The sequence below is a fragment of the Aeoliella fuhlenseeensis genome (genome assembly GCF_052161615.1).
Classification (GTDB): domain Bacteria; phylum Planctomycetota; class Planctomycetia; order Pirellulales; family Lacipirellulaceae; genus Aeoliella.
The window spans coordinates 4782891-4807143 of record NZ_CP197417.1 but is presented as its reverse complement, the minus strand read 5'-3'; the positions used below and the strand labels follow the sequence as shown (position 1 = coordinate 4807143).

Genomic DNA, 24253 nt, shown 5'->3' with positions numbered 1-24253 from the left:
GGGCGACTGGTCCGCGAGGCCAGTCGCCCATTTTGCTTTCGGATAACTCAGCCGCCGGTAAAGCTATGAAGTCAATCGCGCTCGCTAGTTTGTTGGTGCTCGTTGTCGCCTCGCCATCGGTCGCAGCCGAGCCAGGGCCGTATGACGTGCTCGTGCAGCAGACGCTGTTGCCACTGGTGCACGCGCCCGAAGTGCAGGCGGAGCTCAAGCTCACGCCCGCGCAAGTGACGGAGCTAGAGACCCTGCTGCGAAAGGTCGACGCCAAGTGGTGGCCCGCCCGCATCCTGCCCACAGGCGAGCAGCGCGAAGTGACCCGCGAGCTGGAACGCGAGGTCATCGCGTGGTTCGAAGCGAATACATCCGCCAAGCAGGCTGAGCGTTTGCGGCAGATCGAGCATCACGCCCAAGCCGCGCGGACCGTGCTGCGAGGCGACGTGGCCGAGAAGCTTGGCATGACGGACGCCCAGCTAGAGCAGTTCGCCGAGCTCGCCCGTGCGACCGATGAAGCGAAGCAGGCGCTCGCTGGCACGACGTATGGCGATCCGCAAATAGAGACCCTTCGCGCGGCAGCGCAGAAAGCCGTGGAAGCCGAGAACGCGGGGGTGAAGAAAATCGTTACGCCCGAGCAGTGGCAGAAACTCGGCAAGATGGTCGGCGAGCGGTTTGATACGGCGAAGCTGACGCGAATCTACCCGCTGGCCCCGGAGTTCGTCGGCACGCCCCAGTGGCTCAACTCGTCGCCGGTGACGATGGCGTCGCTCAAGGGCAAGGTGGTGCTGGTGCACTTCTACGCCTTCCAGTGCCACAACTGCCACGCGAACTTCCCGATCTACCAGCGCTGGCACCAGCAGCTCGCCGACAAGGGGGTTGTGGTCATCGGTATACAGACTCCCGAGACCGCGATGGAGCGGGACCCCCAGGCGATCGCCACGGCGGCCAAAGACCGGGACCTGCAGTTTCCCATTCTGCTCGACCTCGACTCGGCGAATTGGAAAGCGTGGGGCAACACGATGTGGCCCTGCGTCTACGTGGTCGACAAGCAGGGCTACCTCCGCCTGTGGTGGCCCGGCGAGCTGAACTGGCAGGGGGCAACCGGCGACAAGAAGATCGAGCAGGTGGTCGAGGCGCTGCTCGCGGAGGAGTAGTACTGGCCCTCCCGCCCGGCCGCCGCCAGCCTTCAGGCCACGCACCTGTGCGGCAATCGCAGGCACCTTGGGCGTATTTCTGCCGCTGAGCTCTGCTGGGGAAACTTCGGTATTCCCCCTGCTTTTTGCGACCTTCCGACTATTCTACAGGAATCTTAAGAATTTCTGAAAAATAACGGTCGCCTCGCAAATACTTCTATGACAGGGCTCACTCGCTTGTGTTGGATTGCGGGCTAACCGCAATCGGCCTTTTCACTTTTGGGTTGCGCCGGGAATTGTGTCGGTAGCGCCTGATGGCCTCGTCAGAAGCATTACTATGTCGTTGGAACAAGGCGAATCGATCGACGTGGATCAGCAAGCACAGGATCGCTTCGTGCGCCTGCTGTCGAAGCATTCCAGCGCGCTTTACGGGTTCATTCTGGCCCTAACCGCCAATCAGCACGACGCGGACGACATCTTTCAAGAGACCAACGTGGTGCTGCTGCGCAAGTGGCAGACCTTCGAAGAGGGGAGCGACTTCTTGGCGTGGAGTTGTACCATCGCCCGCTACAAGACAATGACGCACCACTCGCGCTACCGCCGTGGCAACGCCCCGGATGCCGCGCTCATCGAAGCGCTATCGGAGAAGGCGCTCGATGCGGCACGTTCGGCGGACGATCGGCGTGAGGCGCTCTTGGAGTGCGTCGAGAAGCTGAGCCCCGCGGACGTGCGGCTCATTCAGTCGCGTTATTACCACAAATACAGCGTCGGAGAGATTGCGAAGATGCAGGGAATGTCCTCGGCTCGGGTGTATCGCCTGCTGTCGACCATCCATCGCAGCTTGCACCAGTGCGTGCAGCGGAGTTTAGGGGGTGCAAATGGATAAGCAAGAACGCGAAGAGTACGAATTCCTGCGGCAGTGGCTCGTGGTCTGCGATGGCCAAGCCTCGGCGGATGAAGAAGCGGAACTGTTCGCCCGCCTTGCCGGCGACGAGCGGCTACAAGAGCTGGTGGCCAGCGTTGCGCAGGATCAAGCAATCCTCGATCGCTGCCTGACCGAGAGCGTTGGCCTGGCCGCAAGCGGAAAGGCTCGCCCCGTGCTTGCCGATTCGCCGCGTGGTAAAGCTCCCACCGCATCAGCAACCACGTCCTGGAACTACCCAACGGCGATCGGTGTTGGATCTCTCGCCGCGATGCTTCTGATTGGCCTGACCCTCGGATCGTGGATGTCCGGCGGAGGAGTAGATGGCCTGGTCGCGAATGCAGGGTTGCCTATGGCTTCGCCCGCGGAAGATCAGGGGCAACGCGTTCACGTCACGCGACTTTCGAATTGCGTTTGGGGTGCTGGTCGCCGCGCGATTGATGGTGCGAACACCCCGCTTCGCGATGGCGAAGTGGTCGAGTTGCTCGAAGGTTTTGCACTGCTGAAGATCGAATCGGACGACTGGAACGCCGAGGTGCAGCTCGAAGGCCCCGCCGCCGTGGTGCTGAGTGCCGAGGGCCTGCCGATTCTGCGCTATGGCAACATGCTAGTCGACCTCACCGCATCGCCGTCCTCGCGTGGGATTACGCTCGACCTGCCTTTGTCGCGGCTGCATCTTTCGGCGGGGGCGAAGGTTGGGGTGTCGTCGCTCGACAACCGCAGCGAGGTGCACATGCTTCAAGGTTATGGCACTTTGGAAGGCCTGTGGGACTCGAGCAGGATTGATTTCATCAGCGAAAGCGGAGTGGTCCAGATTCCCGCGGGCGAATCGTGCTCGATCGTTTCGTCGCAAGGTGTGGTGACCGAGGCCGAACGTGGCGAGGCAAACCCTGGGTTGTTCGACTCCGATGGACTCATTCGCGGCGGCAACTTGCTCGTCACCTCGGCGTACACGTCGGCGGTGAAGAAGTCGGAGCCGATCGCTTATTGGGACTTCGAGAAGCTCGAGCAGGGCGAGTTCCGCAATCAGATGCAGGACAAGTTTCACCTGAAGCAAACGGGCGACATCCGCCTCAAGGGCCTGCCCGGTAACCGTCACCTCGACTTTTTCGTGGACGACGTTGGCTCGAGGTACCTATCGACTGCCGAGCCGATTACGGATGACATTCCCGGCGACTATGCCGTCGAGTTTTGGGTGAACCCTAGCCATTTTCAGACCGCTACGCTGGTCGCGTTTTTAGTTCCCGAATTGGGCAAGCAGGCTAAAAACGTCGTCCCGCGCGATCGATCGAACCATGGCCTGCTGGTGGAGTTTGGCGGGTACAGCGGTGACGACCACGTGATGCGACCACAGAAGCTGCGGTTCCTTCACCGCAGTCCTTCGGGAAGTGTAGGTGGGTTTCAGTTGTTTGCAAACCATACCCACGCTATCCGCGAGTGGCAGCACGTGGTGTGCACCAAGGAGCAGGACTTGATGCGCCTGTACGTCAATGGAGAACGCCTGGGGCAAATGCGTGGATGGCGACCACAAGTGGCGGGGCTGCATGCCCTGGTGGGGCAGATGTCGGACGCCCGGCACGAGCGGATGTTCTTCGGTCAGCTCGACGAGTTGGCGATTTACGACCGCACGCTCGACCCCGACGAAATCGAAGCGCACTACCGCGCCGTCGCAACCGTGAAAGGGACTGTAAGTGTTTACTAGGTGGAACAGAACTCGAAACGAATTGCACCCGCAGGGCTTCACGCTGGTGGAACTGCTGGTGGTGATCGCGATCATTGGCATCTTGGTCGCGCTGCTATTGCCGGCCGTTCAAGCCGCACGCGAAGCCGCGCGGCGGTCGCAGTGCACCAACAATCAAAAGAACATTGCACTCGCCATCCTCAACTACGAGGACACCAACAAGAAGCTGCCACCCGGCACGCCGTTCTACGACAACTGCGTCCGTGGCCCGGCATCAACGAGCCCGCTGCGGTTCCACCGCGTGAGTGGCTTCGTGTTAATCTTGCCCTTCCTGGAGCAAGGTGCATTGTTCGACCTCTACCAGTTCGAGAAGACTCCCTACATCTGGATGTCCGACAACACGGGCAACAACTGGCACCGCGTAGCGGGTCGCGAAAGCCTGCCCGAAGCTCGCCCCGATGTATATGTTTGCCCCAGCGACGAGTCGCTGCCGCTGCACGAAGACCCCGACACCGGCCCGATTCGCAATGGCCTGAAGCCGGCGACGGGAAGCTACGCCCTCGTTTCGGGCTCGTTTGGCCCGCCGGAAACGTTTCGGCCGGAAGTGAAGTGTCAAAACAACGGTCCATTCGTCTATGGCTATCCGGTACCTCTTCGGCAAGTATCCGATGGGCTTTCCAATACGATCTTCGTCGGCGAAGTGATCGATACGCACACGAGAGCCGGGTCGAACATCTGGTCGTTCGCCGCTCGACATGCCGACACGCTCCGCAATACAGGCAATCCCCTCAACACGATCACCGGCATGGGCCTGCGTGTAAGTAGTGGGGGCACCGCAAATGCCAACGGCGCCTTCGCCAGCCGACATCCTGGCGGCGCGAATTTCGCCTATGGCGATGGCAGCGTCAGCTTCATGACCGACGACATCAACACCGACTCGTACCGCTACCTGAGCACGATCGCCGGTGGGGAGATTCTCCCAAATGAGTAACTCGAACTTCATGCGGCAGCGTAGCGTCACGTGTGCTCTGCTGGCCATGGTGGCAGCAGTTGCTGCGGGATGCAGTGACGGACGCGCGCAGCGAGTGCCGGTGTCCGGCGTCGTCAAGATCGATGGCGTACCAGTAACCACGGGATTCATCACGTTCGTTCCCACCGAGGGACGCAGTGCATCAGGAGATATTGATTCGGAGGGCCGGTTCACCCTTTCATCGTACAAGCCGGGCGATGGTGTGTTGATCGGAACCCACAATGTAGAAGTAATGGCCCGCGAAGCGGTCAGCGAAACCAGCGCAAGGTGGCATGCGCCTAAGAAGTACACCAGCCACAAGACGTCGGGCATCACGGTCGAGATAGACAAGCCGACGAGCGATGTGGAAATCAACCTGACATGGGACGGCGGTAAGCCGTTCATCGAGTCAGATACCTAGTTTTAGCGGCGTTCGAAAACTTTCGTGCGCTGTTCGGGGAGATGCTGCGCGCACAGGGCGTGGCAGCGGAGCGAGTGTTTGCTTTTCTGTGTCTATCTTCTGTGATCTTTTCAGTTCCGGGTTTGAGCTAATGTGGAAAGGTGGGAGTAATGATGAGCTACTGTGACTTGCAGCGCTGGATGTTGGGGGGCTGCACACTACTGGGCCTCGCGGTGTCGTCCTCGGCACCCGGTGCGATTATTGCGCACTACAAGTTTGATGAGCCCGTGGGATCTTCCACCGTGGTGAATGAAGTAACAGACAATGGGGGCAACGGCGTCGTAGGGGCGAGCGTCGTCTTGGGGGTCGCGGGTGTCGATGGAACCGCGGTTCAACTTCCCCGCATCAACTCCGACGCCGGCATGATCAACATGGGGGCGGCGGGGAATGCAGCGGATATTTTGAACAAGATCACCGCGAGTGGGCAGGTCACCATCTCCTACTGGCTAAAGAGCGCTGCCGGCGTGAACACTTCACCCCGCAGTGTTGCCGTGTCGATTGGTAGCAACGCCAATAACAACTCGTACGTCGACTCCGGCGTGCGGGGCGACACCGGCTTCGTGGGAGCCGTCTACGGTCGCAACCGCGCCAACCAGTCCACGGCACCGAATATTGGTGATATGGCCGGTCCGGTCGTGACCAACGACCAGTTTCATCATATCGCACTAACGGTCGATACCTTGGCCGACGTGGGCACGTTGTACGTCGACGGCGCGATGGTCAACACCGAAACGAGCGCCGCCAAATACGGTGCATTCCCAGGCTTCAATGGATTCCTGGTCGGGCGTCTGTATCGGAGCAGCAACGCCGATCCCTTTGGCGGTGTGATCGACGACTTGCAGCTTTACGATCAGGCCCTCACCGCCCGCGAAGTGCAGTGGCTGTTTGCGAATCCTGGCCAGGCCGTTCCCGAGCCAGCCGGCGTCGTGCTCATTGCCGTGGGCCTAGCGGTCGTGGCGTGCCGTCGCAAGGTGGCTAGTTAAGTAATCGTAAGCGAGCGGGGGAGCGTTTCCCTCGCTCGCTTTTTTGAATCAAGCAGTACGTGAATCGATTCATGGTCCGTGTCTCTCAACTTGGAGTGAACGAGATGTTTTGGAGTTACAAGCCAACCCGGCTTCTTTTGTTATGTGCCGCAGTGACCACTGGTTGGTCGTCGGTATCCCAAGCCGTGCTGGTCGCGCACTACAAGTTCGACGAAGTCGCCGGTTCTGCGACCACTGCCAACACGGTGGCCGCCAACGGTGGCAACGGCACCGTTGGAGCGAGCGTCGTTCTGGGGGTTGCCGGTGTCGACGGCACCGCGGTTCAATTGCCGCGCATCAATACGGACGCGGGCATGATCAACATGGGCGCCGCGGGCAACGCGGCGGGGGTACTCGATCCGATCGCGGCCAGCGGCCAGATCACGATGACTTACTGGATGAAGGTCGAGTCGGGCGTGAACAGCGGCAACCGTAACGTCGCGGTGTCTCTGGGCAGTAATGCCAATAACAATTCGTACATCGACTCGGGCATTCGCGGCGACGCGGCGGCCTTGGGTGCCGTTTATGGTCGCAATCGGCCGAACACGGGGACGGCTGCCACCATCGGCGACATCACTGGACCGGTCATTACGACCGGCGAGTTCCATCACATCGCGCTCACGGTGGATACCGAGACGGACACGGGAAGTTTCTACGTCGATGGCGTGCTCGCCGCTACGGAAACGAATGCTGCCAAGTACGGGGCATTTCCTGCACTCAATGGTTTGCTCGTCGGACGGCTATATCGACAAGGAATCACCGATGCCTTTGGTGGCGTGATCGACGACCTGCAGCTCTACAGCAGTGCCACGTCGGCACGGGACATCTCGCGGTTGTTTCAGAACCCTGGCCTGACGCTCGAGGACATCGGTCCTTCGATTCCAGGCGATACCAATGACGATGGCACGGTCGACGTCGCCGACTTCAACCTGCTTCGCGACAACCTGGGCTACTCGGGTCTACCTCGTGGCCTGGGCGCCGACATCGTCGGCAACGACGGCGTGATCGATTTCCGCGATCTTCGCTTCTTCCAAGATAACTTCCCTGCCATCGTGGCGGCGGCTGGCGCGCAGGCCGTACCTGAGCCATCGACGATCGTGATGAGCCTGTTTGCGCTGGGAGTCGTGGCGTCGGTCGCACGCGGACGCTTTGCTCGTAGCGCCACCCACTAGTTCATCCGACACACCATTTGCCAGGAGGCACTTCGATGACCTTTCGAATACTTGCTACTACAGCGCTCGTGCTGCTTGTCGGCTCCAGCGCGTTTGCTCTGAAGCCCATCACCTACGTCGACGCCGATTCGCTGGGGCCGAACATGGTGGGCGATCCCACCGAACGTACCACGGGGAACATGGTCACCAACTACAACGTCGGTTTCGACGATTGGGTGGTGCGTGACAACGGCATCGGCGGCGATGTTTACCAGTTTATTAGTGGCGTGGGTGCGGGGGCGAACGGCACGAACCCTGCAGAATTGGTGATGACGATCCCAGGTTTAACTCCTGGCACCACCTACAACTTCTACGCCTTCTTCTGGGAAGGTGCCGCTGGCACCAGCGGCTGGCAACTGGATGCCGCCCTCTCTGGCCCCGATGCGCCAGTTGAAGCGTTCACGAATTACAGCAACGCCGACCTCAACAACGCGACGGGCCCGGTCTATGAAGCGGCGGAGCTGCCGTTCGCCAATCTCGCCAGTGTCAACACCACCAGCGAGTACGTTGTGTCGCATCCGGGTGAGTTTTATACCATTGGCCTCAAGCCCGGTTTTGGCAACGACCAGACCCGTACGAATCCCGGTGGTACCGACCTCGATCTGTTCGCCGCCAACATTGGTTCGATGACCGTGTCGGCGAGTGGCGAGGTGCAAGTGTCCATTCGCAAGATTACCGAGGGAACTCGCGTCTGGTTCGATGGCGTTGGCTATCAGGTCGCCGGGCTCTCGGGCGACACCAACAACGATGGCCAGGTCAACATGGCCGACTACGCCGAGATCGCCAGCCGCATCGGCGGCCCGGCCGTCACGCCCGGCTCGCTGGGCGACGTGTTCGGCGATGGCGTCGTCGACCTCCGCGACTTCCGCCTGTGGCAGCAAAATCGCACCGACCTCACCGGTGGCGTGAGCTCGAGCGCCGTGCCCGAGCCAACGTCGCTCTGCTTGGCCGCTCTTGTTGTGGGCCTCGCCTATGCAGGTCGTCGACGAAAGTAGTCGACCGCTCTTCACCTTCCATTCATCTCATGAAGTACTTGGGATATCACCAATGATTAAGCGTCTTACATTCCTTTCCGCCGCGGCGGCCCTCCTGGCGATGAGTTCGCCCGGGTTCGCCCAAGTCGTGCTCAACGTGGATCAAGCAACCGGCTTGGTGGAGATTCACAACACGAGCGATACCGCTACGGTCAATCTCAACAGCTACGACCTTCGCTCGCTACAGAACGTTGCTACCAATGGCGACGGTTTGCTCAATGCCAATGGCTGGACCAAGCTGCAAACCTCCGTTGGCAACGGCTGGCTCGCTACCAATTTTCCTACCAATGAGCGGCTGCTTGAAACCAACGCGAACAACGTGCTCAGTCTCGCCCCAGGTGCCAAGCAAAGCCTTGGTGGCGCCTTTACTACCAGCGGCGCGGCCATCGGCGCTGCCCAAACCCGCGTGGGTTTCGGCAACGAGTACCGGGACCTGACGTTCCAGTACACCGACGCCGACGCCAACTCGGCGATCGTCGACGCCGTGGTGAACTACTCGAATCCGATCTTCAACAACCTGGTACTCGACGTCGACCGTTCTTCGGGCAACATCACCCTGAAGAACGAGTCGTCCGTCGCGGTGCAGATCGAAGCCTACACGATTACGTCCGAGGCGGGTTCGCTGAACACAGACTGGAACGGGCTGAGTGACACCGTCGCCAATTGGCAGAAGAACGTCGGCACTCCCAACGCTCTTGCCGAGTTGTCGAGCATGAACAATTCGACGGGCAATCCTTTGGCACCCTTGACCATCAACGGCGGCGCAAGCTTCGACCTGGGCACCGCCTTCAACGCCGGCGGTACCGAGGACCTCGCGTTCTCGTTCTTGCTCACCTCCGACACCGCAGGCAACGGGTTTGCCGGTGCCATTCGGTACGTGGGTGGCGGTGGCCTTGTGGGCGACTACAACGGCGATGGCTTTGTGAATCTGGCCGACTACACCGTCTGGCGAGACACGCTCGGCTCGACCACGAACTTGGCGGCCGATGGCAACAACAATAACAGCATCGACGCGGGTGACTATGGCGTGTGGAAGTCGAACTTCGGTTCCTCCGCTGGCAGCGTGGCCGCGGTTTCGTCGGCCCAAGTTCCCGAGCCCTCCACCGTGGTGCTCCTGTCGCTACTGGCCACGGTTGGGTTCGTCGCCCGCCGGCGTTAGTCGTACGCGTTGCTACAACCTTGGTGCCCAGCCGATTTGCCGGCCGCATGTCTGGTGCGGTCCGGTAGTGGGTGGGTGTGCTCGCAGCGAGAGTGTAAAGTCCGCGGCCTTTGGCCGCGGAGGGCAGCGACACTTTCGCGTGGGTGACTCGGGGCACCAAGGTCCTTTCTGCAGCATTCTTCCCACACCTTGATCTGCGGGCGCGCTTTATTCCTGCCGGAACGGGATGCCGCCCTCCACGTTGAAGAGGCCCTCTGTGAGTTGCACCTTGAGAATTATTGCCCTTGCCACGCTCGCCTGCGTGATGCTCCCCATCACCGTGGAGGCCACGCCGACGCCGATCGTTCGCGACGCCAATGGGAACTGGGTTATCGACTCGTCGGCGACGTTCGCTCAGTCGGCGTTTACGCTGGATGTCCGCAAATTCGCCGGGCCGTTTCCCAATAACTCCAATGGCTCGCGGCCTCGGCTGAACTCGCTGAGCTACGCGCCGGGTTCGACGGACCTGTTCGTCATCAACGCCGGAGAGTACGGCGATGCGACGAGCGAGGGACTAATCTACCGCGTCTCGGCAGACGGCACGATTGAGAATGGCGGCGCGCCGCTGGTGGATGTCAGCGACTTCTTCACGCTACCCCGTGGTTCGAACTGGCACAACGAACAAGGTGGCGTGCGCAGCCTCTCGTTCCACCCCGAGTTCGATCAAGTCGGCATGCCCGGCTACGGTAAAGCGTTCACCACCCAATCGGTTTCTCGCGCCAGCGCTACGCCAGGCGTGACGTACCTCGGCCCCGTGAATCCAGCCCTACAGAACAATGGCAACGGGGCCGCACGCGTCGATGGCAGCGTGGTCGAGTGGACCGCCACCTTCGGCACTTCGGGGGAAGTGACGGGCTTCACTAGCCCGCGTGAAGTCTATCGCGTCGCCACTCCCTCGGCCCAGCATCCGATCAAGGAAGCTTCCTTCAATCCGCTGGCCGTACCGGGTGACGAAGACTACGGCCTGCTGTACGTTCTGCATCCCGACGGCGGGGCCTTCAGCATGGGGACGGGACTAGAACCTGACGATGCCCTGGGCAAGGTGGTTCGCGTGAATCCGCTGGCCGATGGCGCCAACCCTTACTCGGTCCCTTCGACCAACCCCTTCATTGGTGCGAGCGAACAGATGCTCGACGAGGTCTTCGCCTACGGCTTCCGCGATCAGCACACCATCGCGTTCTCGCCCGGTGCAAACGCTGGCGACGCACCGCTGATCTTCGTCACCGACATCGGTGCCGATCGCGTCGACGAAATCGACTTGGTCGTGAAGGGTGGCAACTACGGGTGGAACGATCGCGAAGGGACCGTCAACTATCCTTCGGGCAATACGCCAACCGGCACCGACTCGACCATCTATCCCGTCGCCCAGTACGGCCACGCCGAGCCCAACTCGCACGCCATCGCCGGGGGCTACGTGCTGAACGCGGGCATCCATGGCGGGCAGTTTATCTTCGACGACTTCACGAACAACAACAGCCTGCCGATGGTGGTGTCGGTCAGCGATGCCCTGGCGGCGGTGACCGATGGCATGGCGGGACTCGAGAACATCGCTCCCGCCGAGATCAAGACGGTCGCCATTCAGTTCGATCACGACAACAACCCCGAGACGCCGAGCATCGCGAAGACGTCGTTCCTCGACATTGTGAACGACGACCCTAACTTCGATGGTTTGGGCCGTACCGATCTTCGCTTCGGCATGGGGCCTGATGGGACGTTGTTCCTCCTCAACAAGCGTAATGGGTATATCTACACGGCGACGCTTCTGTACCCTGAGTTCATGCCTGGCGACACGAACGGCGACGGCCTAGTGGACATGGACGACTATTCGGAGATCGCCAGCCGCATCGGCGGCCCGCCCGTCACGCCAGGGTCGCTCGGCGACGTGGTGGCGGATGGCGTGATCGACCTCAAGGACTTCGCCCTGTGGCAGCAGAACCGAACCGATTTGGGAGGGGCCAGCAGCGCGCAGGTCCCCGAACCGAGCTCGGTGGCAGTGGTTTTTGCGGCGCTACTGTTAGCGGGCCGATTCCGCAGAAGGCGTTAAAACCGGCCACAATCCGCAAAGCCGAAAGAGGGATTCTCCCCGTCGCCCACCCCACCGGCCTGGACCGAACCCTCGGGGCGTGCGAGAATCGAGGGTATGCGGAGCGTGCTTATTGCCATCCTGTTGATCGTGAGCGTGGGATTACATAGCCCCGCGTGGGTGCAGTATTCGACTCCGCACGAACCAGCCTTCAATGCGTCGACCTCGACAGGTACCGGCGCATGCGAACTTGGTCTCCCTACGCCCGTGGACCAACCAGCTCTGCTCAAGTCGGCGTTTGCCGACGTCTTGGTTGTGACCACGGGGGATTCGATAGACTGGCTGCCAGCAGAGCGGGTCTCGATGCCGCGACCTCCTGCCGTGCACTTCACTTTGCAATCGCAGCATGTCTTGCTGCGGATTTGATGAATCGCTTTGGCGTGCAATGCGCCTTCTGCCGCGATTCTTCCTTTCCATCGCCTGCGCCTCCGGTGCGCTCGGCGTTCTTTCGATTGCAAGGCAATCTATGAACACCAAACAAGACACTAAGAATCCACAACTCGAAGAAGAAAACGACCGCTGGGGCACCCTGGTGGTTATCGCCTTCCTGATCGGCCCTCCGGTGATAGGCATCCTCTACACGATCGTCGGGTAGGATCGTCCGTCGATGGCAATACACGTCACACCCACCTTCGCTGTGGTATCTACGGCGAAGGTGGGTAGCGACGCCATTCTTCAATAGCGTGGCGGTGAAACCATCGTAGGGTGCGGGCCTTTCTCGCTATGGCGCTGTTGGGTCAATTTGCGTCCAGCACGCTTGTATCGAGAAGCATGGGAATGATCTCGCTCTCGACAGCATCGCCACGAGTTTGAGCCCGTAAGAGAGCGCCGATCCTCCTGCCTTGTTCTTCCGAATTGTAGGCGGGGCGGGAGTAGACGTACTGCGGCTTCTGGTTGGGGTGCAAGTAGTAATCGCAAAGCACGATGTCTACGTCCCGGTAAAGCTCGAGGCCCATTTCGGTCAATAGTTCGACTGCCACGCCAACCATGGTCCGCGAGCGGAAAATAAATCCCGTCACCGGGGTTTTCAATTGCAACAGCCGCAAGACTTCGGCGCGGTAAACCGACGCCGCACAGGGCAGGAAACGTTGTACCAGCGCCCCCACCGGCAGCCGTGCTGTGTCGACCGCGAACCGAATGGCGTCCATCGTGGGGTGATCGCCGGGCAGGACGAGCTGCCGGTTGATGTCGGCGATTCGCTCATGACCTCGCGAAAGTAGAAACTCGGTGGCGAGTTGACCAATGGCGTGCTGGTCGCGTGAGAATCGGTTCAGATTTTCAACGCCGGGATGCAACTGCCCGTAGACCACGGCAGGCACCTGGAACTGGCTAACAAGCTGCTGAACCTCAAACGGCACGCTCACCAGAACGAACCCTTCGGTGGACTTCTTCGAGAAAGATTCGTCAATGAGCCGTTTCACCGCGACATCGGGGTTCGTGCGAGGCAGGAAACTGATCTGAACCGACGCTCCTGGCAGTTCCTCTTGCATCCCCAGTAGCAGTTGGTCGTTGCCTATGCCCTCGGCGACCAAATAGTCTTGCTGCACCAGGAAGTGTACCTTCCGCAGTTCGGGTGCCGGCTGCTCGTCGGAGGGGAGTGCGATGAATGCTCCTTGTCTTTGGCGACGGCTAATCAACTTGCGTCGCTCTAGGAGCTGCAGAGCGCGGTTGGCGGTTGCCTTGCCCACCCCCAGCATCAGCGATGCGTCCGCCGTCGTGAGGTAGCGATCGCCCGGTTGGAGATTTCTTTCGCGGATGTCGGTGGCCAACTCTTCGGCGAGCGCAATGATCTTAGGAGTCGTTGTGTTCAAGGCAATCTACATTTCCGAATCAGAAATTGAACTCACCACCGGGTACTTCTTTGGTCACCTGCTCGATCCAACGCGCGGCATTCGCACGCAGCCTTCACTCTACTGAAGCTCTTAGTGTGGTTCTTCTGCCGCCGGGCGCTTTAGGTATTTCAGTCCGTCCGGCACAAAATCCTGTGGCTTAAAGGTCGCGTCAGGGTGGTAGTACGATGTTTGGTCGGTTCTCGGTAAGGTCTCGAGCAACTTCGGATCGCCCAGCTCATTGAGCATGGGATCATGTGGATCAAAGCGGTTCATCAGATAGATGCCGTCGATTCCCGCCTTCCAAGCGTTGTAGGCTTCTCCTCGCCACACTTTGATGTCCACTTCTACGTCTACATCTTTACTGCCTCGAAGCCGCCTCGCTTCGAAGCAGGCATAGACGGGGATGTCGTACTTCTCTCCCATCCTCGCGAACTCTTCCCAAGGTTCGAGTTTGAAGTAGTCGGCCCCCGTTGCTAGATCAACGAGGTCTTCGTCGAGCCAACGTCCCACGTCCAACCCCATCGCCCTGCAATAGTCGATCGAGTCGGGGATGCGAATGGCAACGAGGATGGGTTTGCCCTTACGAATCCCAACTTCCTCGGTCATGCGGCGGATGCGTCGGACGAGCTCGGTCATTTCGTCCATCTTCTCTTGTGGAACCGGTTTGCCTTCTAGTGGCTCGATGAAGAATGCGGGGTGGCGCCAGAAGTCGAGCTCGATTCCATCGACATCGTAGTTGTTGCACACTTCTTCGAAGAGCTGGAACACGATCTCGCGTACCTCGGGCTGGTCGTACCGCATGAACGACCAGCTTCCTTTGCCACGCTCGAAGTGCGGCGGGAGGCCCGCTTCCTGCGTGCCCATCAGCAGTTCTGGATTCTCTCGCTTCCAATCCGTTACCAAGTAGGTCCATTGTTTCGAAGAGTCGTGGCGATCGTTCATCCGCATCGACCAGAAGACTTCGCGATCATGGCGACGGCACCAGTCGCTAACGATTTCCAGCGAATCGGTGCCGAGCGCATCGAGCGGCCCGACCCAGTGCTTCCCCGGCACATCCTGGTGCTTGCCCACACCCATTCGCTCCGCAATACTGCTGCGGTGGGTATAAAGCATAGGAATACCTGAGCAGTAGAAAATGCTGTCGACTTGGGTGTCTGCGAGACCTGCCGTGCGTGACTCAAGAAAGCGCTCCGGCGTGTAGGGGGCCTCCAGCTCATCGTTGCCGTCGTTGTTCACGATGATGCGACGCTGCCGATGCTTCACCTCATCTCGTGCAGCCCGAAGCTCCTCCAGGGACAGCGTTCCTTCGAGGGGGGCTGGTTGTGCAGACGCGTCCACTGCGCAGCCGAGGAGGACCCCAGCAAGCAACCATCCAACCACGATGCTCGACATCGCCATGCGGCGCTGAGCACTCCAGAGTTGCGACAACCGGAACGCGGATATTGCAGAGGTCGTTTGGGTGGTCATGGAGGCTTCGTGGGTTTCAGGTGTTGGGGTTAGCTCAAGCGGACTAATAAAGGCAGTTGTTCAAGTAGGTTCTGGCGCGGTTGATCTCTGATGTCACGCCAGCGGTCGTTGCTGCGATGGGCTTCCCGCGGGGGAATGGGTGCATGAAGATCTCCGTCCACCCTTGGTACCGAATCGAACGCAGAGCCTGAACAATAGGCGTGAAGTCCAGTTCGCCGCGGCCGGGCATCTGGAGGAGTTGTTGTTCGCGAGGAAGTTTCGTCTTCGACCCCTTGCCATGCTGCCACGCGTAGAACAACCCCACGGCATGCCCCGCGTTGCGCAGCAGGGCGGCGTGCTGCTCGGCCGTTAGCTGCAGGTGGTACGGCGAGTAGGCGAGCGTGAGAGATTCGCTAGGACGCAGTTCTGCGAACCATTTAATCGACTCGGGCGAGTCGATTGGATTGCCGCGGTGGTTTTCGAGGGCGATTGTAACGCCATTCTCCTCGGCCACTGCGATATGCGGTTTCATCGTCTCGAAGAAGTGCCGCAGGTGCCCTTTCACACTGTTATCTGCGATGTCTGGCAGACCCTGCGCCGCCGTGACCAATAGCGGACAATTTAGCCGTTTGCATAGACGCATCTCGTCGTGAAGTGCGTCCATCTCGGTGTGGAATCGCGAGAAGCTTCCGAGTGATACACCGTGCTCGGCTAGCACTTCAACGAAGCGATCCTCGCCCATCGCGTCAATCTGCTCACGCTGATTCCCATGCTTCATGGGCCAGATGTCGATGGCGGTGGAGCCTGTACGCTTCACTTCGGGCAGTATATCCGCGAGGTCCGCGTATCCGTACATGCACGAGGCCAGCAAGTACTTGAGCTCAAAACGATCGGGGACTTCCGCAGCGCGAACGTCGCGCAGCGGTCCCATGGCCAATGTCGCCGCGGCCGCCGATAGAAAATGACGTCGATCGAGTACGTAAGACGCTACCTGTTTCATAGCCATCCCTACCGATTACCTATGTCGACCCGCAATTAGACCACTTCGTAACCGCGACGCTGCTCGCGACTGAGCATTCCGTTGGCCTCGTCGTCGCCAACAAACTCTTCGTTGGTCGGGTCCCATTTCAACGGCCGCCCGAGCCGCATGCTGATGTTGGCGATATGGCAGGTGTTGGCGCTTCGATTCTGGCTTTCGACGTCGGAGATCGGAGTTTTGCCAGCGATGACGCAGTCGAAGAAGTTGCCAACGTGATTGATGATCGCCTCCATCTTACCCGTCCGCGCGGGACGGTCGTCGTTATCGAAGTCGTACAGCTGAAACTCGTCTCGACGCATGGGCTTGTCGTTGAGTTCCTCCACGGCCTTCCCCGCGATGACGCCGCGGTTGGCAAACATCCGCCCCTTCGATCCAATGAACATCACGCCATTACGGCCGGTGTCGCTTACGGTCATCTCCACGCCATTCGCGAAGCGATACCACGCGTGGAAGTCAATCGCTACGTTAAAGCTGTCGCTACCCACCTTGGGTAGGTTGGCCTCGCCATGCACTTCGACCGGGTCAGAGTCGATGGCCCATTGCCCAATGTCGATGTGATGAGCCCCCCAATCGGTCATCTTTCCGCCGGCGTACTCGTACCACCAGCGAAAGTTGAAGTGAGCCCGCTGCTCGATGTAGGGAACATCCGGTGTTTGTCCCTGCCATCGATCCCAGTCGAGGGCGCGCGGCACGGGGTACACGGGGAAGGGGCCGCCTACTCTGTTCTTTGCCAGCGCGATCTCCACCCGTTCCAGCTTTCCAAGTCGTCCGGCGCGGACCATTTCCACCGCAAGCCGGTAGTGTTCGTCACTTCTTTGCCAGGATCCCACCTGAATGATCCGGCCAGTCTCCTTCGCGACCTTGCGGATGATCTTGCCTTCGTCGACGGTGAGAGTCAGTGGCTTCTCGACGTACACGTCTTTCCCCGCACGGCAAGCGTCGATCAGCATCTTGGCATGCCAGTGATCTGGCGTGGCGATAATCACCACGTCCACGTCTTTCCGCTTTAAAAGGTCGCGATAATCGGTGAAACTGGGTGGGCGTTCGCCGAAAGACGACTTGGCTTGATCGAGCACGTTGCTGTCGACGTCGCATACAGCAACGACGTCGCCGTGGGCCTCGGCCTTTCGGCACACCACCGAACCCTGGTAGCGCAAGCCGATAACGCCAATACCCAGCCGCTCGACTTTGTGCCGTGGCTTGGATCGCTGATCGGTTTGAGCGAAGCCCGTCGCGGCCGGGAGCGCTATCGCAGAAGCCGAGGTGAGCAAGAAATCTCGCCGTTTCATATCAAAGGATCTCTCAATTCAGGACGAAGTGCGTAGCGCCCAGTCGGCAGAACTGGTTCCGCCCGCCGGGACTTCAAAGGTCAGCTTCGAGTCGTAGTTGTATTTGTCGGGGATTATTTCTTTGGGTGTACGTACGATCGATTCATCTTCCGAGGCCGCTTCGGTGCTGTGGGCCGAGTAGATGGTCACCTTATGCAAGCCAATGACCGCGCCGGGCTCGCCATCGATGGTGTTGAGCGAATACCGTCCCTGATCGTCGGTGATGGCGGTGGACCCCGGCCCGCCCACGGGCTGGAAATTCACGAAGGCGTCTGGCAATGGCTTGCCATCGAGCGTCACCGTGCCGGATACCGACCCAAGTGGGAATGTGTCCGTGCGCGAACACCCCGTCAGGGATAGAACTGTGATCACAGCAAGAAGGCACCGCACTGTACTCCTCCGTAGTCCATTCGCTCTGGTGTAAAAGGTTCGCTTGTCGGTTCCAGACGCAGCGGATCATTGTTGAGCCAATGTTTCTAGCTCTCCGTCTTGAATCGTGGTCGCGGCGACGAACACATCCATACTGATGTACTCGTCAATCGTCGTTACCGATCCATCGCAGAGGACGAACTGAATCACTCCCGGGTGGAAGCTACCCCACCCTCGCTTGCAAGTGTCCTGCCCGCCCCCACCGATCGCGAGGCAACGGTCGTAGTCGGCCAGCAGAGTGCGGCTTTCTCGAAATCCGCCCGATTGATTATACGACGAGTAGGCGTAGGCCCAAAATGCGTTTCGATCCGGTCGACTGGCGGTGGCGTACTCTCCGACGAGCAGCGTGTTGGAGAGACCGTCGCTGATCTTTCGCAACTTCACCGGCACCAACTCCGCACGTTTGCGTTGGTATCCGACCCTGGGCTCGATGGTAACATGCATGGGGCCTTGCCAACTGGTGGGCATGCGAGTTTTTGCTACGTCATCCACGCGAGGCTCATCCCAGTACTCGATGGAACTGGATCCGCGTGCGCGTCCCGAGTTGGCCTTGTAAGAACTCACGGCCCACAGCTCCTTCGAGCCGGTGTCGGGTACGATCATCCGCGCTTCGGGTTTGCTGGTGGGACAAAGGTAGGCCTCGACCGTAGTCTCACGTAATGCCTTGTTGGTGGGTGCACCAAAGTCGACCGTGGGATCCCAAATGTCTTGCAGTGACTGCAGCTCCATGTAGGGGAGAATCTCTACAGACCACGTGGCGTAGTAAGGCCCCAGGTAGTTGTTGTCCGCGGTTCGGCTTCCTGGAGGAAGCGTGCGCCGGCTGCTTTCGTAGTTTAGCGCCGCTAGGCCAATTTGTTTGAGATTGTTGGTGCACTGCGAACGTCGCGCGGCTTCGCGAGCCGCCTGCACAGCCGGTAGCAGCAGGGCGACGAGGATTCCGATGATGGCGATGACGACCAAGAGCTCGACGAGGGTGAACCCTAGTGGTTTGTGACGAGATTGCATGACAAGTCCCTTGCAAAGTTGGTTGGACGTTCACCCCCGGCAGATCCGCTGCCCGCGACCTGCGCGGGGGTGAACCCAAGCAGTCCCCAATGGAGCTAGCGATTCGCGACCATTCGACGGCGAACAACGAACGTAGATAGCGAACCCATTAAGAGCATCGCGCAGGTAGTGGGCTCTGGGACCGCTGCGGACCCGGCCGATAGGGCACCGGGCGAACTGCTGCCAAAGTTCGTTTTCCACAGCTGGTAATGCGTGGCACCGACGGGAGTTCCCAGGTTGTCGTCGTTCGCCAAGGGCGAGTTACTGCCGAGGTTGTCGCGCCATACGGTGTAGTCGGCGAGGTTCACCTTGCCGTCGCTGTTGAAGTCGCCTGGCAACCCCTCGGCATCGATATAGGTCACTTCGCCCTCGATGTAAGTCTCGGGATCTGCGCCCGCAATGTGGTAGTCGAATACCAAGTCGCGTACGTTCACCGAAGTGTTGAACAAGTCCCCAAGCGGAATGCTGGCCCCGGCGGGAATGAACGAGGCGAGCGCGAGTACCCCTTCGCTGAGTTCTGACGCGGTGGAACCGAGCTCAAACCAGAGATTGGTGTCGAAACCACTGTTCTCCAGGCTTGTCCAATTGGCAGGAGCCAACGACCCCTGTTGGCTGGCGATACGATAGCCGTCGATGTAGATGCCGTTGTTGCTGTTGTTGACCAGAAACGCCTCGGTGTTGAGATCGACGACGAGTTCAAGCGCAGGTCCGCTGAAGTACTCCGTCGCCAACTCCGCGGCAATGGTGCTGTGGTCGTTCACGTCGTTGAAGATCATAAAATCGCCCATGTTGCCCGCGAAGTAGGTGCCGGTTGCAAAATCGGAGCGGCGTCCGATGCGGAGATCGGCGGTCCCCAACAGCGCATTACTCGACGCGCTCGCCGTATTGCTCACGGTTCCCGATTGGGTTTGTACGGAGAGGCTGGCGGTGCTGGCAGCTCCGTTCCACGCGTAGGTGGCCACGAACCACTCGTCGACCGGTAGATTCACCGCCGCATTGGTCGATTGATTGGCGAAGCCGAGCAACTGATTGGTGTCGTAGCTGTACTGGAGGCCGTACGCAAAATCGGCGAAGTCCGATACCATGTCGAAGAGGAACCGAGTCCCCGTGGCACCTGGTTGGATTCGTCCCGCCACAATGGTGGTGAGCGTATTCGTATCCAGCGCCCCTCCGAAGCCATCTTGGTTGCCAATCAAGGTGACGACGGTATCGTCGCGCCGGGCAATCAGGCGTTGCGACGTGCCATTGAAATTCCAAACGGCACCCTGCGTCGGGTGAGGAAGGATCACAGGGCTGTCGGCGTTGCCTTCGGCATCCACAAAGTCGTCGAAAGCCAAGCCACCCGGAGTTGTCGAGCGAACGTCGGTAATCCATCGACTGTTCTCGTACAGCGCGGCCGGCTCTTGCCCGAGCGGGCCATACTGCGAAGGGAGAATGTTGGGATCGAAGTGAATGGCGAGGTCAGCATTCGCACTGCTGCTCAGAAGCAACAGTGCTGCCAGGGTTAGGTATGCCGTTGCGGTATGAATGAGTCGGAGAGTAAACATTGGGTAGCTCCAAGTGTGCAGTCAGGAAGAGAGGAAACGAGATGTCGCTAGCGTGCCACTTGCGGACGCATTAGCCTTCGACTGCCAACCACGCCCACAGCTACGGCAAGGGCGAGTAGAGAAAACGACCCAGGCTCAGGCACCTGGTGTCCGTGGAACGTTAGGAGTGACACGTCTTCGGGGGTCGCCGCGATGATCGCGTTCTTGAGGCGGAAAAAGTCGGAGTACGTAATGGCTCCGTCTTCGTTCATGTCGCCGAGGACGTACCGTTCGGGGCCGAATTCGAGCGAAGACGTGTCGGCCCCGTAGTTCGTGCGAAAGACGTCCAGGAAATCCTGCGCGTTGACCAGCCCGTCAAAGTTCAAGTCGCCGTACTGGAAGGCCTGCCCGTTGTTCCCTTCGAATATCGCCTTCACGGTTCGCGAGCTACCGTTGTCGAACTGCAGTTCGATGGTGACATCTTCCTGGTAGTACGAAGTCCAAATGGTGCCGAAGTCGGTAGGGTCGTCGACAACGAACGTTGCGCCATTGGCCGCGCCGCCAAGGCTGGTGCTTGCTTCTTCCGAGAGTTCGGTGCGGCTGGTTGGGGCGGAAGTTGTCAGCCACACGTTGTTGGGATCCAACTGATCCGGGCCGGGGCTTTGAGAATCGTAGTTGTTGGCGATCGAGAGCCAACCGGTGGGGGTCAGAGTTCCTGATGGGGAATGGATGGTATAGCCAACCACGTTCGTCAGATCGCCGCCCGAGGGCCGCACGAACGACGCTGTGCCGGTATCGCGATTGATGACGAGCTGTGGGCCATGGATGTACTGCTCGGCGAGCTCAGTAGCAACGGCGGTGTGGTCGACCGCGTCGTTGTAGATCATCAAGTCGCCCAAGTTGCCGAGGAACCGCGTGGCGGTGGAGCCCGATAGGGTGCGGGTGCCTAATCGCATCTCGCTGACGGTAGCGAGTGCGGCGCTGCTCGCCGCGTTGTTGGTAACCGTATTGATGCCGGCCGCCGTGTCGACCGTCAGCGTAGCGGTGCTCGCGGCGCCGTTCCACACGTACCTAGCCACGAACCACTCGTTGACAGGCAGATCGATCGAGGTGTTCTCTGTCTGGTCGGCGTAACCTTGAAGCGTAAGGGTGTCGTGGTTGTAGCGCAGGCCGTACCCGTTGTTGAAGCCACCTTCCGCCATGTCGAATAGATAGTCGACGCCGGTTCCTCCGGTACCAATGCGCCCCACCACGATGGTAGTCAGCGTGTTCGTATCGTAAGCCGCACCAAAACCATCTTGCCGACCCTGGCTGCTCAGCAGGGTATCGTCGCGGCGCATCAGCATCCGCTGGGCTGAACCGTCGAGACTCCAGACGCTGCCCTGTGTTGGGTGGGCAACGAGAATCGGATTGTCGGCGTTTGCTTCCGCATCGATCCAGTCGTCGTACGCAAGTCCGCCCGGCGTGGTGGATCGCGCGTCGGTGATCCAGCGAACGCCCGATCCAATGCCGGCCACCGGCGTCTGTCCCAACGCACCGTATTGCGTAGAGAGCACGTTCGGATCGAGGTGGAGTACGAGATCGGCCGACGCCTCGCGGGTCACACCCGCGGTAGCTAGGAGGCCAAGTAGCGCCGCCGCTATCCTGCTAGTTCGTTGAGTTAACATGATTCTTCTCCAGAAGAGTTTTCAAGAAGAGTACCGCCACAAGCTGTATTCGTTGGTTGGTCGCTCGGATTCGCCTTCTTTGGAGTAGGGCGATTTTCGAGCGATGGCCGGGTTGCGGATCGTCAACACGTTCATGGCTCCAAACGTCCCGTGGATGGTTTGCAGCAGGCATTCGCGAGCTGCAACGGAGACCATCGTTGGCGATCTGCGTTTCGCCGAGTCACTACCGCAATGGACCGCCCTCCCACGCAGGTTGCGAGAGAAGAAACCGACATTTCAGACACACAAGCCGAGCATCGCTATTCCCCCGAGCGTCCGTATCCGCCGGGGACACATGCCGCGTCGACCCGCGCTCTGCGCGGGGGACACGGGAACGCTATCTGCAACCTTGTTGGGCCGCCCGTTCGTCCAGCTCAACGGGGATGATCTCGCTTTCGCAGTTCACTCCCATCGCCGCTCTCACCAACAGTCGGGCGATCCGCCTACCTTGTTCTTCCAGCGAAAATAAGGGGCGGGGGTAAACGTAGTCCGCCACTTGGGCGGCACCGAGGTAGTAGTCGCAAACGACGACATCCACATCCCGATAAATCCGCATCCCCCGTTTCGCGAGCGAGCGAACGACACCATCGGCCATCCGCTTCGCACGGCATACGATTGCCGTTGGTGGGTTATCGGAGTCGAGCAGCCGATCGACCACCGCTTCGCCGGCGGCATCCGCCGCTGGTACCAATCGTTCGCACAATGCATTCGCGAGCAGGCCTCGCTCGCTAAGTTTGGTTTGAATAGCGTCCAGGGTGTCGTGGTCGCCGGGCAGCGCCGACTGTCGCCCGAGCAGAACGAATCGCTCGTGGCCGCGTTTCAGCAGGAAGTCGGCAGCCAACTCGCCCACCGCTGCCATATCGCGATCGATCTTCAGCAGTCGTTCGATACCCGGGTAAATGCCACCGTACACAACGGCCGGCACACCACGATGGCTGGCCAATTCCTGCACTTCGTACGGCGCACGAACCAGGATGAACCCATCGGACGAGATCGCTGATGACGCTTGGTCGAACAACCCTTCGACGTACCGAACGACGTTCTCGCCCGGCAGAAAACTAATTTGGACGCGCACGCCTGGTAGCTCTTCCTGCATCCCCAGTAGCACAAGGTCGCTGCCAACTCCCTCGGCGGTGAGGTACATCGGATGAACTAGAAAATGCACTCGCTCTAGCGGCGGCGAAGGTGTGTCGCTTGGCAGGTTGGCGATGAACGCACCAAGTCGTTGTTGCCGGACGACAATGCTACGACGCTCCAGCAACTGCAGCGCGCGATTGGCAACCCCACTTCCCACCCCTAGCAGCTTCGAGGCCGCGGCGGTGGTGAGGTAGGGATCCCCCGGCTGAAGCTGTTTCGACTCAATGTCGGAAATCAGCCGATCTGCCAGATCGACAATCCTTAGCGTCTTGCTCTTTAAAGCGGGCATGCAAGAGAGCTCCACTGCAACGGAACCAGCAAGCCGAAAGGACATTCGGGCTACTTCGAAACATGCTAACTCTATTTAGTTCCGAAGTAAAGAGAATAATATTGTTAATAGGAGATTTTTATAAAGTGTCTGAAAATGAAGGGGTTTCGCACTGCCGAGGCAGGGAGGGGCAGGGCGTCGGGGCGCTTTCGCCCACGAAGCGGGCACAAAAAAAGGACACTCTACCAACGGTAGAATGTCCTTAAGTCGGGGCGACATGATTCGAACATGCGACCTCAGCGTCCCAAACGCCGCGCTCTAGCCAGGCTGAGCTACGCCCCGCAATCAGAATTCGTCATGGTAACCGCCCTCGGCGGAATCGGCAATTGGGAATGCCGCTATACAGCCTGAGGCCCGGTTAGCGAGTATGAAGGTGAAGACCGGCGAGCCCGTACCGAGGTTCGGCAAGCATGCAGAAATCACTCGAAACACCCTGTTTTCTGCGGCCAACTCCCGATTGCCACGCAGCAGCGAATATGCGATATTTAGGGGCTCGGCAGAGGGTGCCGCCACTTGGTTGGCGCGTCCCCGCTGCCCTCTCACCATCGGGCCGTGGCGCAGTCTGGTAGCGCGTTTGACTGGGGGTCAAAAGGTCGCAGGTTCGAATCCTGTCGGCCCGACTTGCTTGAGAAACTCAAAAACCCCGCGAAGCAATGCTCCGCGGGGTTTTGTTATTTCCAGGGCTCGGGCGTAT

At 59.8% G+C, this 24253-nt stretch carries 22 protein-coding genes and 2 tRNA genes; 13 read left to right on the top strand and 11 right to left on the bottom strand.

Annotated elements, in window-relative coordinates; all coding sequences use genetic code 11:
* The first annotated feature begins 65 nt into the window (after positions 1 to 65).
* The 12 genes from SH292x_RS18790 (at position 66) to SH292x_RS18735 (ending at position 12339) form a co-directional block, all read left to right on the top strand.
* Positions 66 to 1145 carry a redoxin domain-containing protein gene (locus SH292x_RS18790; protein ID WP_442482559.1) on the top strand — a complete coding sequence of 360 codons (1080 nt, stop codon included), beginning with the start codon at positions 66 to 68 and terminating at the stop codon, positions 1143 to 1145.
* A gap of 316 nt (positions 1146 to 1461) precedes the next feature.
* The gene (locus tag SH292x_RS18785; protein WP_442482558.1) at positions 1462 to 2010 is read left to right on the top strand and encodes a sigma-70 family RNA polymerase sigma factor; all 549 of its coding nucleotides are present in this window, start codon (positions 1462 to 1464) and stop codon (positions 2008 to 2010) included.
* A complete protein-coding gene (locus SH292x_RS18780) occupies positions 2003 to 3748 on the top strand; it encodes a LamG domain-containing protein (RefSeq protein WP_442482557.1) in 1746 nt (581 codons plus the stop codon). The genes SH292x_RS18785 and SH292x_RS18780 overlap by 8 nt, the downstream gene beginning before the upstream one ends.
* A gap of 22 nt (positions 3749 to 3770) precedes the next feature.
* Positions 3771 to 4718, top strand: a complete 948-nt coding sequence (locus tag SH292x_RS18775; RefSeq protein ID WP_442482556.1) for a DUF1559 family PulG-like putative transporter — start codon at positions 3771 to 3773, stop codon at positions 4716 to 4718.
* Complete coding sequence (locus tag SH292x_RS18770) at positions 4711 to 5157, top strand: hypothetical protein (protein ID WP_442482555.1); 447 nt, start codon at positions 4711 to 4713, stop codon at positions 5155 to 5157. The genes SH292x_RS18775 and SH292x_RS18770 overlap by 8 nt, the downstream gene beginning before the upstream one ends.
* Positions 5158 to 5306: 149 nt before the next feature.
* Positions 5307 to 6179 (top strand): LamG-like jellyroll fold domain-containing protein, encoded by an 873-nt coding sequence (locus tag SH292x_RS18765; protein WP_442482554.1) that lies wholly within the window; start codon positions 5307 to 5309, stop codon positions 6177 to 6179.
* Positions 6180 to 6283: 104 nt separating this feature from the next.
* Positions 6284 to 7390, top strand: coding sequence for a LamG-like jellyroll fold domain-containing protein (locus SH292x_RS18760; RefSeq protein WP_442482553.1), 1107 nt, complete (start codon positions 6284 to 6286; stop codon positions 7388 to 7390).
* Positions 7391 to 7425: 35 nt separating this feature from the next.
* The gene (locus SH292x_RS18755) at positions 7426 to 8424 is read left to right on the top strand and encodes a dockerin type I domain-containing protein (RefSeq protein ID WP_442482552.1); all 999 of its coding nucleotides are present in this window, start codon (positions 7426 to 7428) and stop codon (positions 8422 to 8424) included.
* A 52-nt stretch (positions 8425 to 8476) separates the two neighbouring features.
* The gene (locus tag SH292x_RS18750; protein WP_442482551.1) at positions 8477 to 9622 is read left to right on the top strand and encodes a PEP-CTERM sorting domain-containing protein; all 1146 of its coding nucleotides are present in this window, start codon (positions 8477 to 8479) and stop codon (positions 9620 to 9622) included.
* 268 nt (positions 9623 to 9890) lie between these two features.
* Positions 9891 to 11705: a PQQ-dependent sugar dehydrogenase gene (locus tag SH292x_RS18745; RefSeq protein WP_442482550.1), complete on the top strand. Its 1815-nt coding sequence runs from the start codon at positions 9891 to 9893 to the stop codon at positions 11703 to 11705.
* Between the two features lie 96 nt (positions 11706 to 11801).
* The gene (locus tag SH292x_RS18740; RefSeq protein ID WP_442482549.1) at positions 11802 to 12110 is read left to right on the top strand and encodes a hypothetical protein; all 309 of its coding nucleotides are present in this window, start codon (positions 11802 to 11804) and stop codon (positions 12108 to 12110) included.
* A gap of 19 nt (positions 12111 to 12129) precedes the next feature.
* On the top strand, positions 12130 to 12339 hold the full coding sequence (locus tag SH292x_RS18735; RefSeq protein ID WP_442482548.1) for a hypothetical protein: 210 nt from the start codon (positions 12130 to 12132) through the stop codon (positions 12337 to 12339).
* Positions 12340 to 12481: 142 nt separating this feature from the next.
* On the opposite strand, the gene SH292x_RS18730 is transcribed toward SH292x_RS18735, so the two are convergent.
* The 11 genes from SH292x_RS18730 to SH292x_RS18680 form a co-directional block, all read right to left on the bottom strand.
* A complete protein-coding gene (locus SH292x_RS18730; protein WP_442482547.1) occupies positions 12482 to 13555 on the bottom strand; it encodes a GntR family transcriptional regulator in 1074 nt (357 codons plus the stop codon).
* 111 nt (positions 13556 to 13666) lie between these two features.
* Positions 13667 to 15043 (bottom strand): hypothetical protein, encoded by a 1377-nt coding sequence (locus SH292x_RS18725; protein WP_442482546.1) that lies wholly within the window; start codon positions 15041 to 15043, stop codon positions 13667 to 13669.
* Positions 15044 to 15086: 43 nt separating this feature from the next.
* Positions 15087 to 16022 (bottom strand): sugar phosphate isomerase/epimerase family protein, encoded by a 936-nt coding sequence (locus tag SH292x_RS18720; RefSeq protein WP_442482545.1) that lies wholly within the window; start codon positions 16020 to 16022, stop codon positions 15087 to 15089.
* A gap of 35 nt (positions 16023 to 16057) precedes the next feature.
* Positions 16058 to 17350, bottom strand: a complete 1293-nt coding sequence (locus tag SH292x_RS18715) for a Gfo/Idh/MocA family protein (RefSeq protein ID WP_442482544.1) — start codon at positions 17348 to 17350, stop codon at positions 16058 to 16060.
* Positions 17351 to 17368: 18 nt separating this feature from the next.
* Positions 17369 to 17779: a carboxypeptidase regulatory-like domain-containing protein gene (locus SH292x_RS18710; protein WP_442482543.1), complete on the bottom strand. Its 411-nt coding sequence runs from the start codon at positions 17777 to 17779 to the stop codon at positions 17369 to 17371.
* Between the two features lie 66 nt (positions 17780 to 17845).
* Complete coding sequence (locus SH292x_RS18705) at positions 17846 to 18823, bottom strand: DUF1559 family PulG-like putative transporter (RefSeq protein ID WP_442482542.1); 978 nt, start codon at positions 18821 to 18823, stop codon at positions 17846 to 17848.
* Between the two features lie 95 nt (positions 18824 to 18918).
* Positions 18919 to 20409, bottom strand: a complete 1491-nt coding sequence (locus SH292x_RS18700; RefSeq protein WP_442482541.1) for a hypothetical protein — start codon at positions 20407 to 20409, stop codon at positions 18919 to 18921.
* 47 nt (positions 20410 to 20456) lie between these two features.
* Positions 20457 to 22055 carry a dockerin type I domain-containing protein gene (locus SH292x_RS18695; RefSeq protein WP_442482540.1) on the bottom strand — a complete coding sequence of 533 codons (1599 nt, stop codon included), beginning with the start codon at positions 22053 to 22055 and terminating at the stop codon, positions 20457 to 20459.
* A 21-nt stretch (positions 22056 to 22076) separates the two neighbouring features.
* Positions 22077 to 22250 carry a hypothetical protein gene (locus SH292x_RS18690; RefSeq protein ID WP_442482539.1) on the bottom strand — a complete coding sequence of 58 codons (174 nt, stop codon included), beginning with the start codon at positions 22248 to 22250 and terminating at the stop codon, positions 22077 to 22079.
* A gap of 181 nt (positions 22251 to 22431) precedes the next feature.
* Complete coding sequence (locus SH292x_RS18685; RefSeq protein ID WP_442482538.1) at positions 22432 to 23520, bottom strand: substrate-binding domain-containing protein; 1089 nt, start codon at positions 23518 to 23520, stop codon at positions 22432 to 22434.
* A 246-nt stretch (positions 23521 to 23766) separates the two neighbouring features.
* Positions 23767 to 23841, bottom strand: a tRNA-Pro gene (locus tag SH292x_RS18680).
* A 264-nt stretch (positions 23842 to 24105) separates the two neighbouring features.
* Between SH292x_RS18680 and SH292x_RS18675 the strand changes: the two genes are divergently transcribed.
* A tRNA-Pro gene (locus SH292x_RS18675) sits at positions 24106 to 24179 on the top strand.
* Positions 24180 to 24253 lie beyond the last annotated feature (74 nt).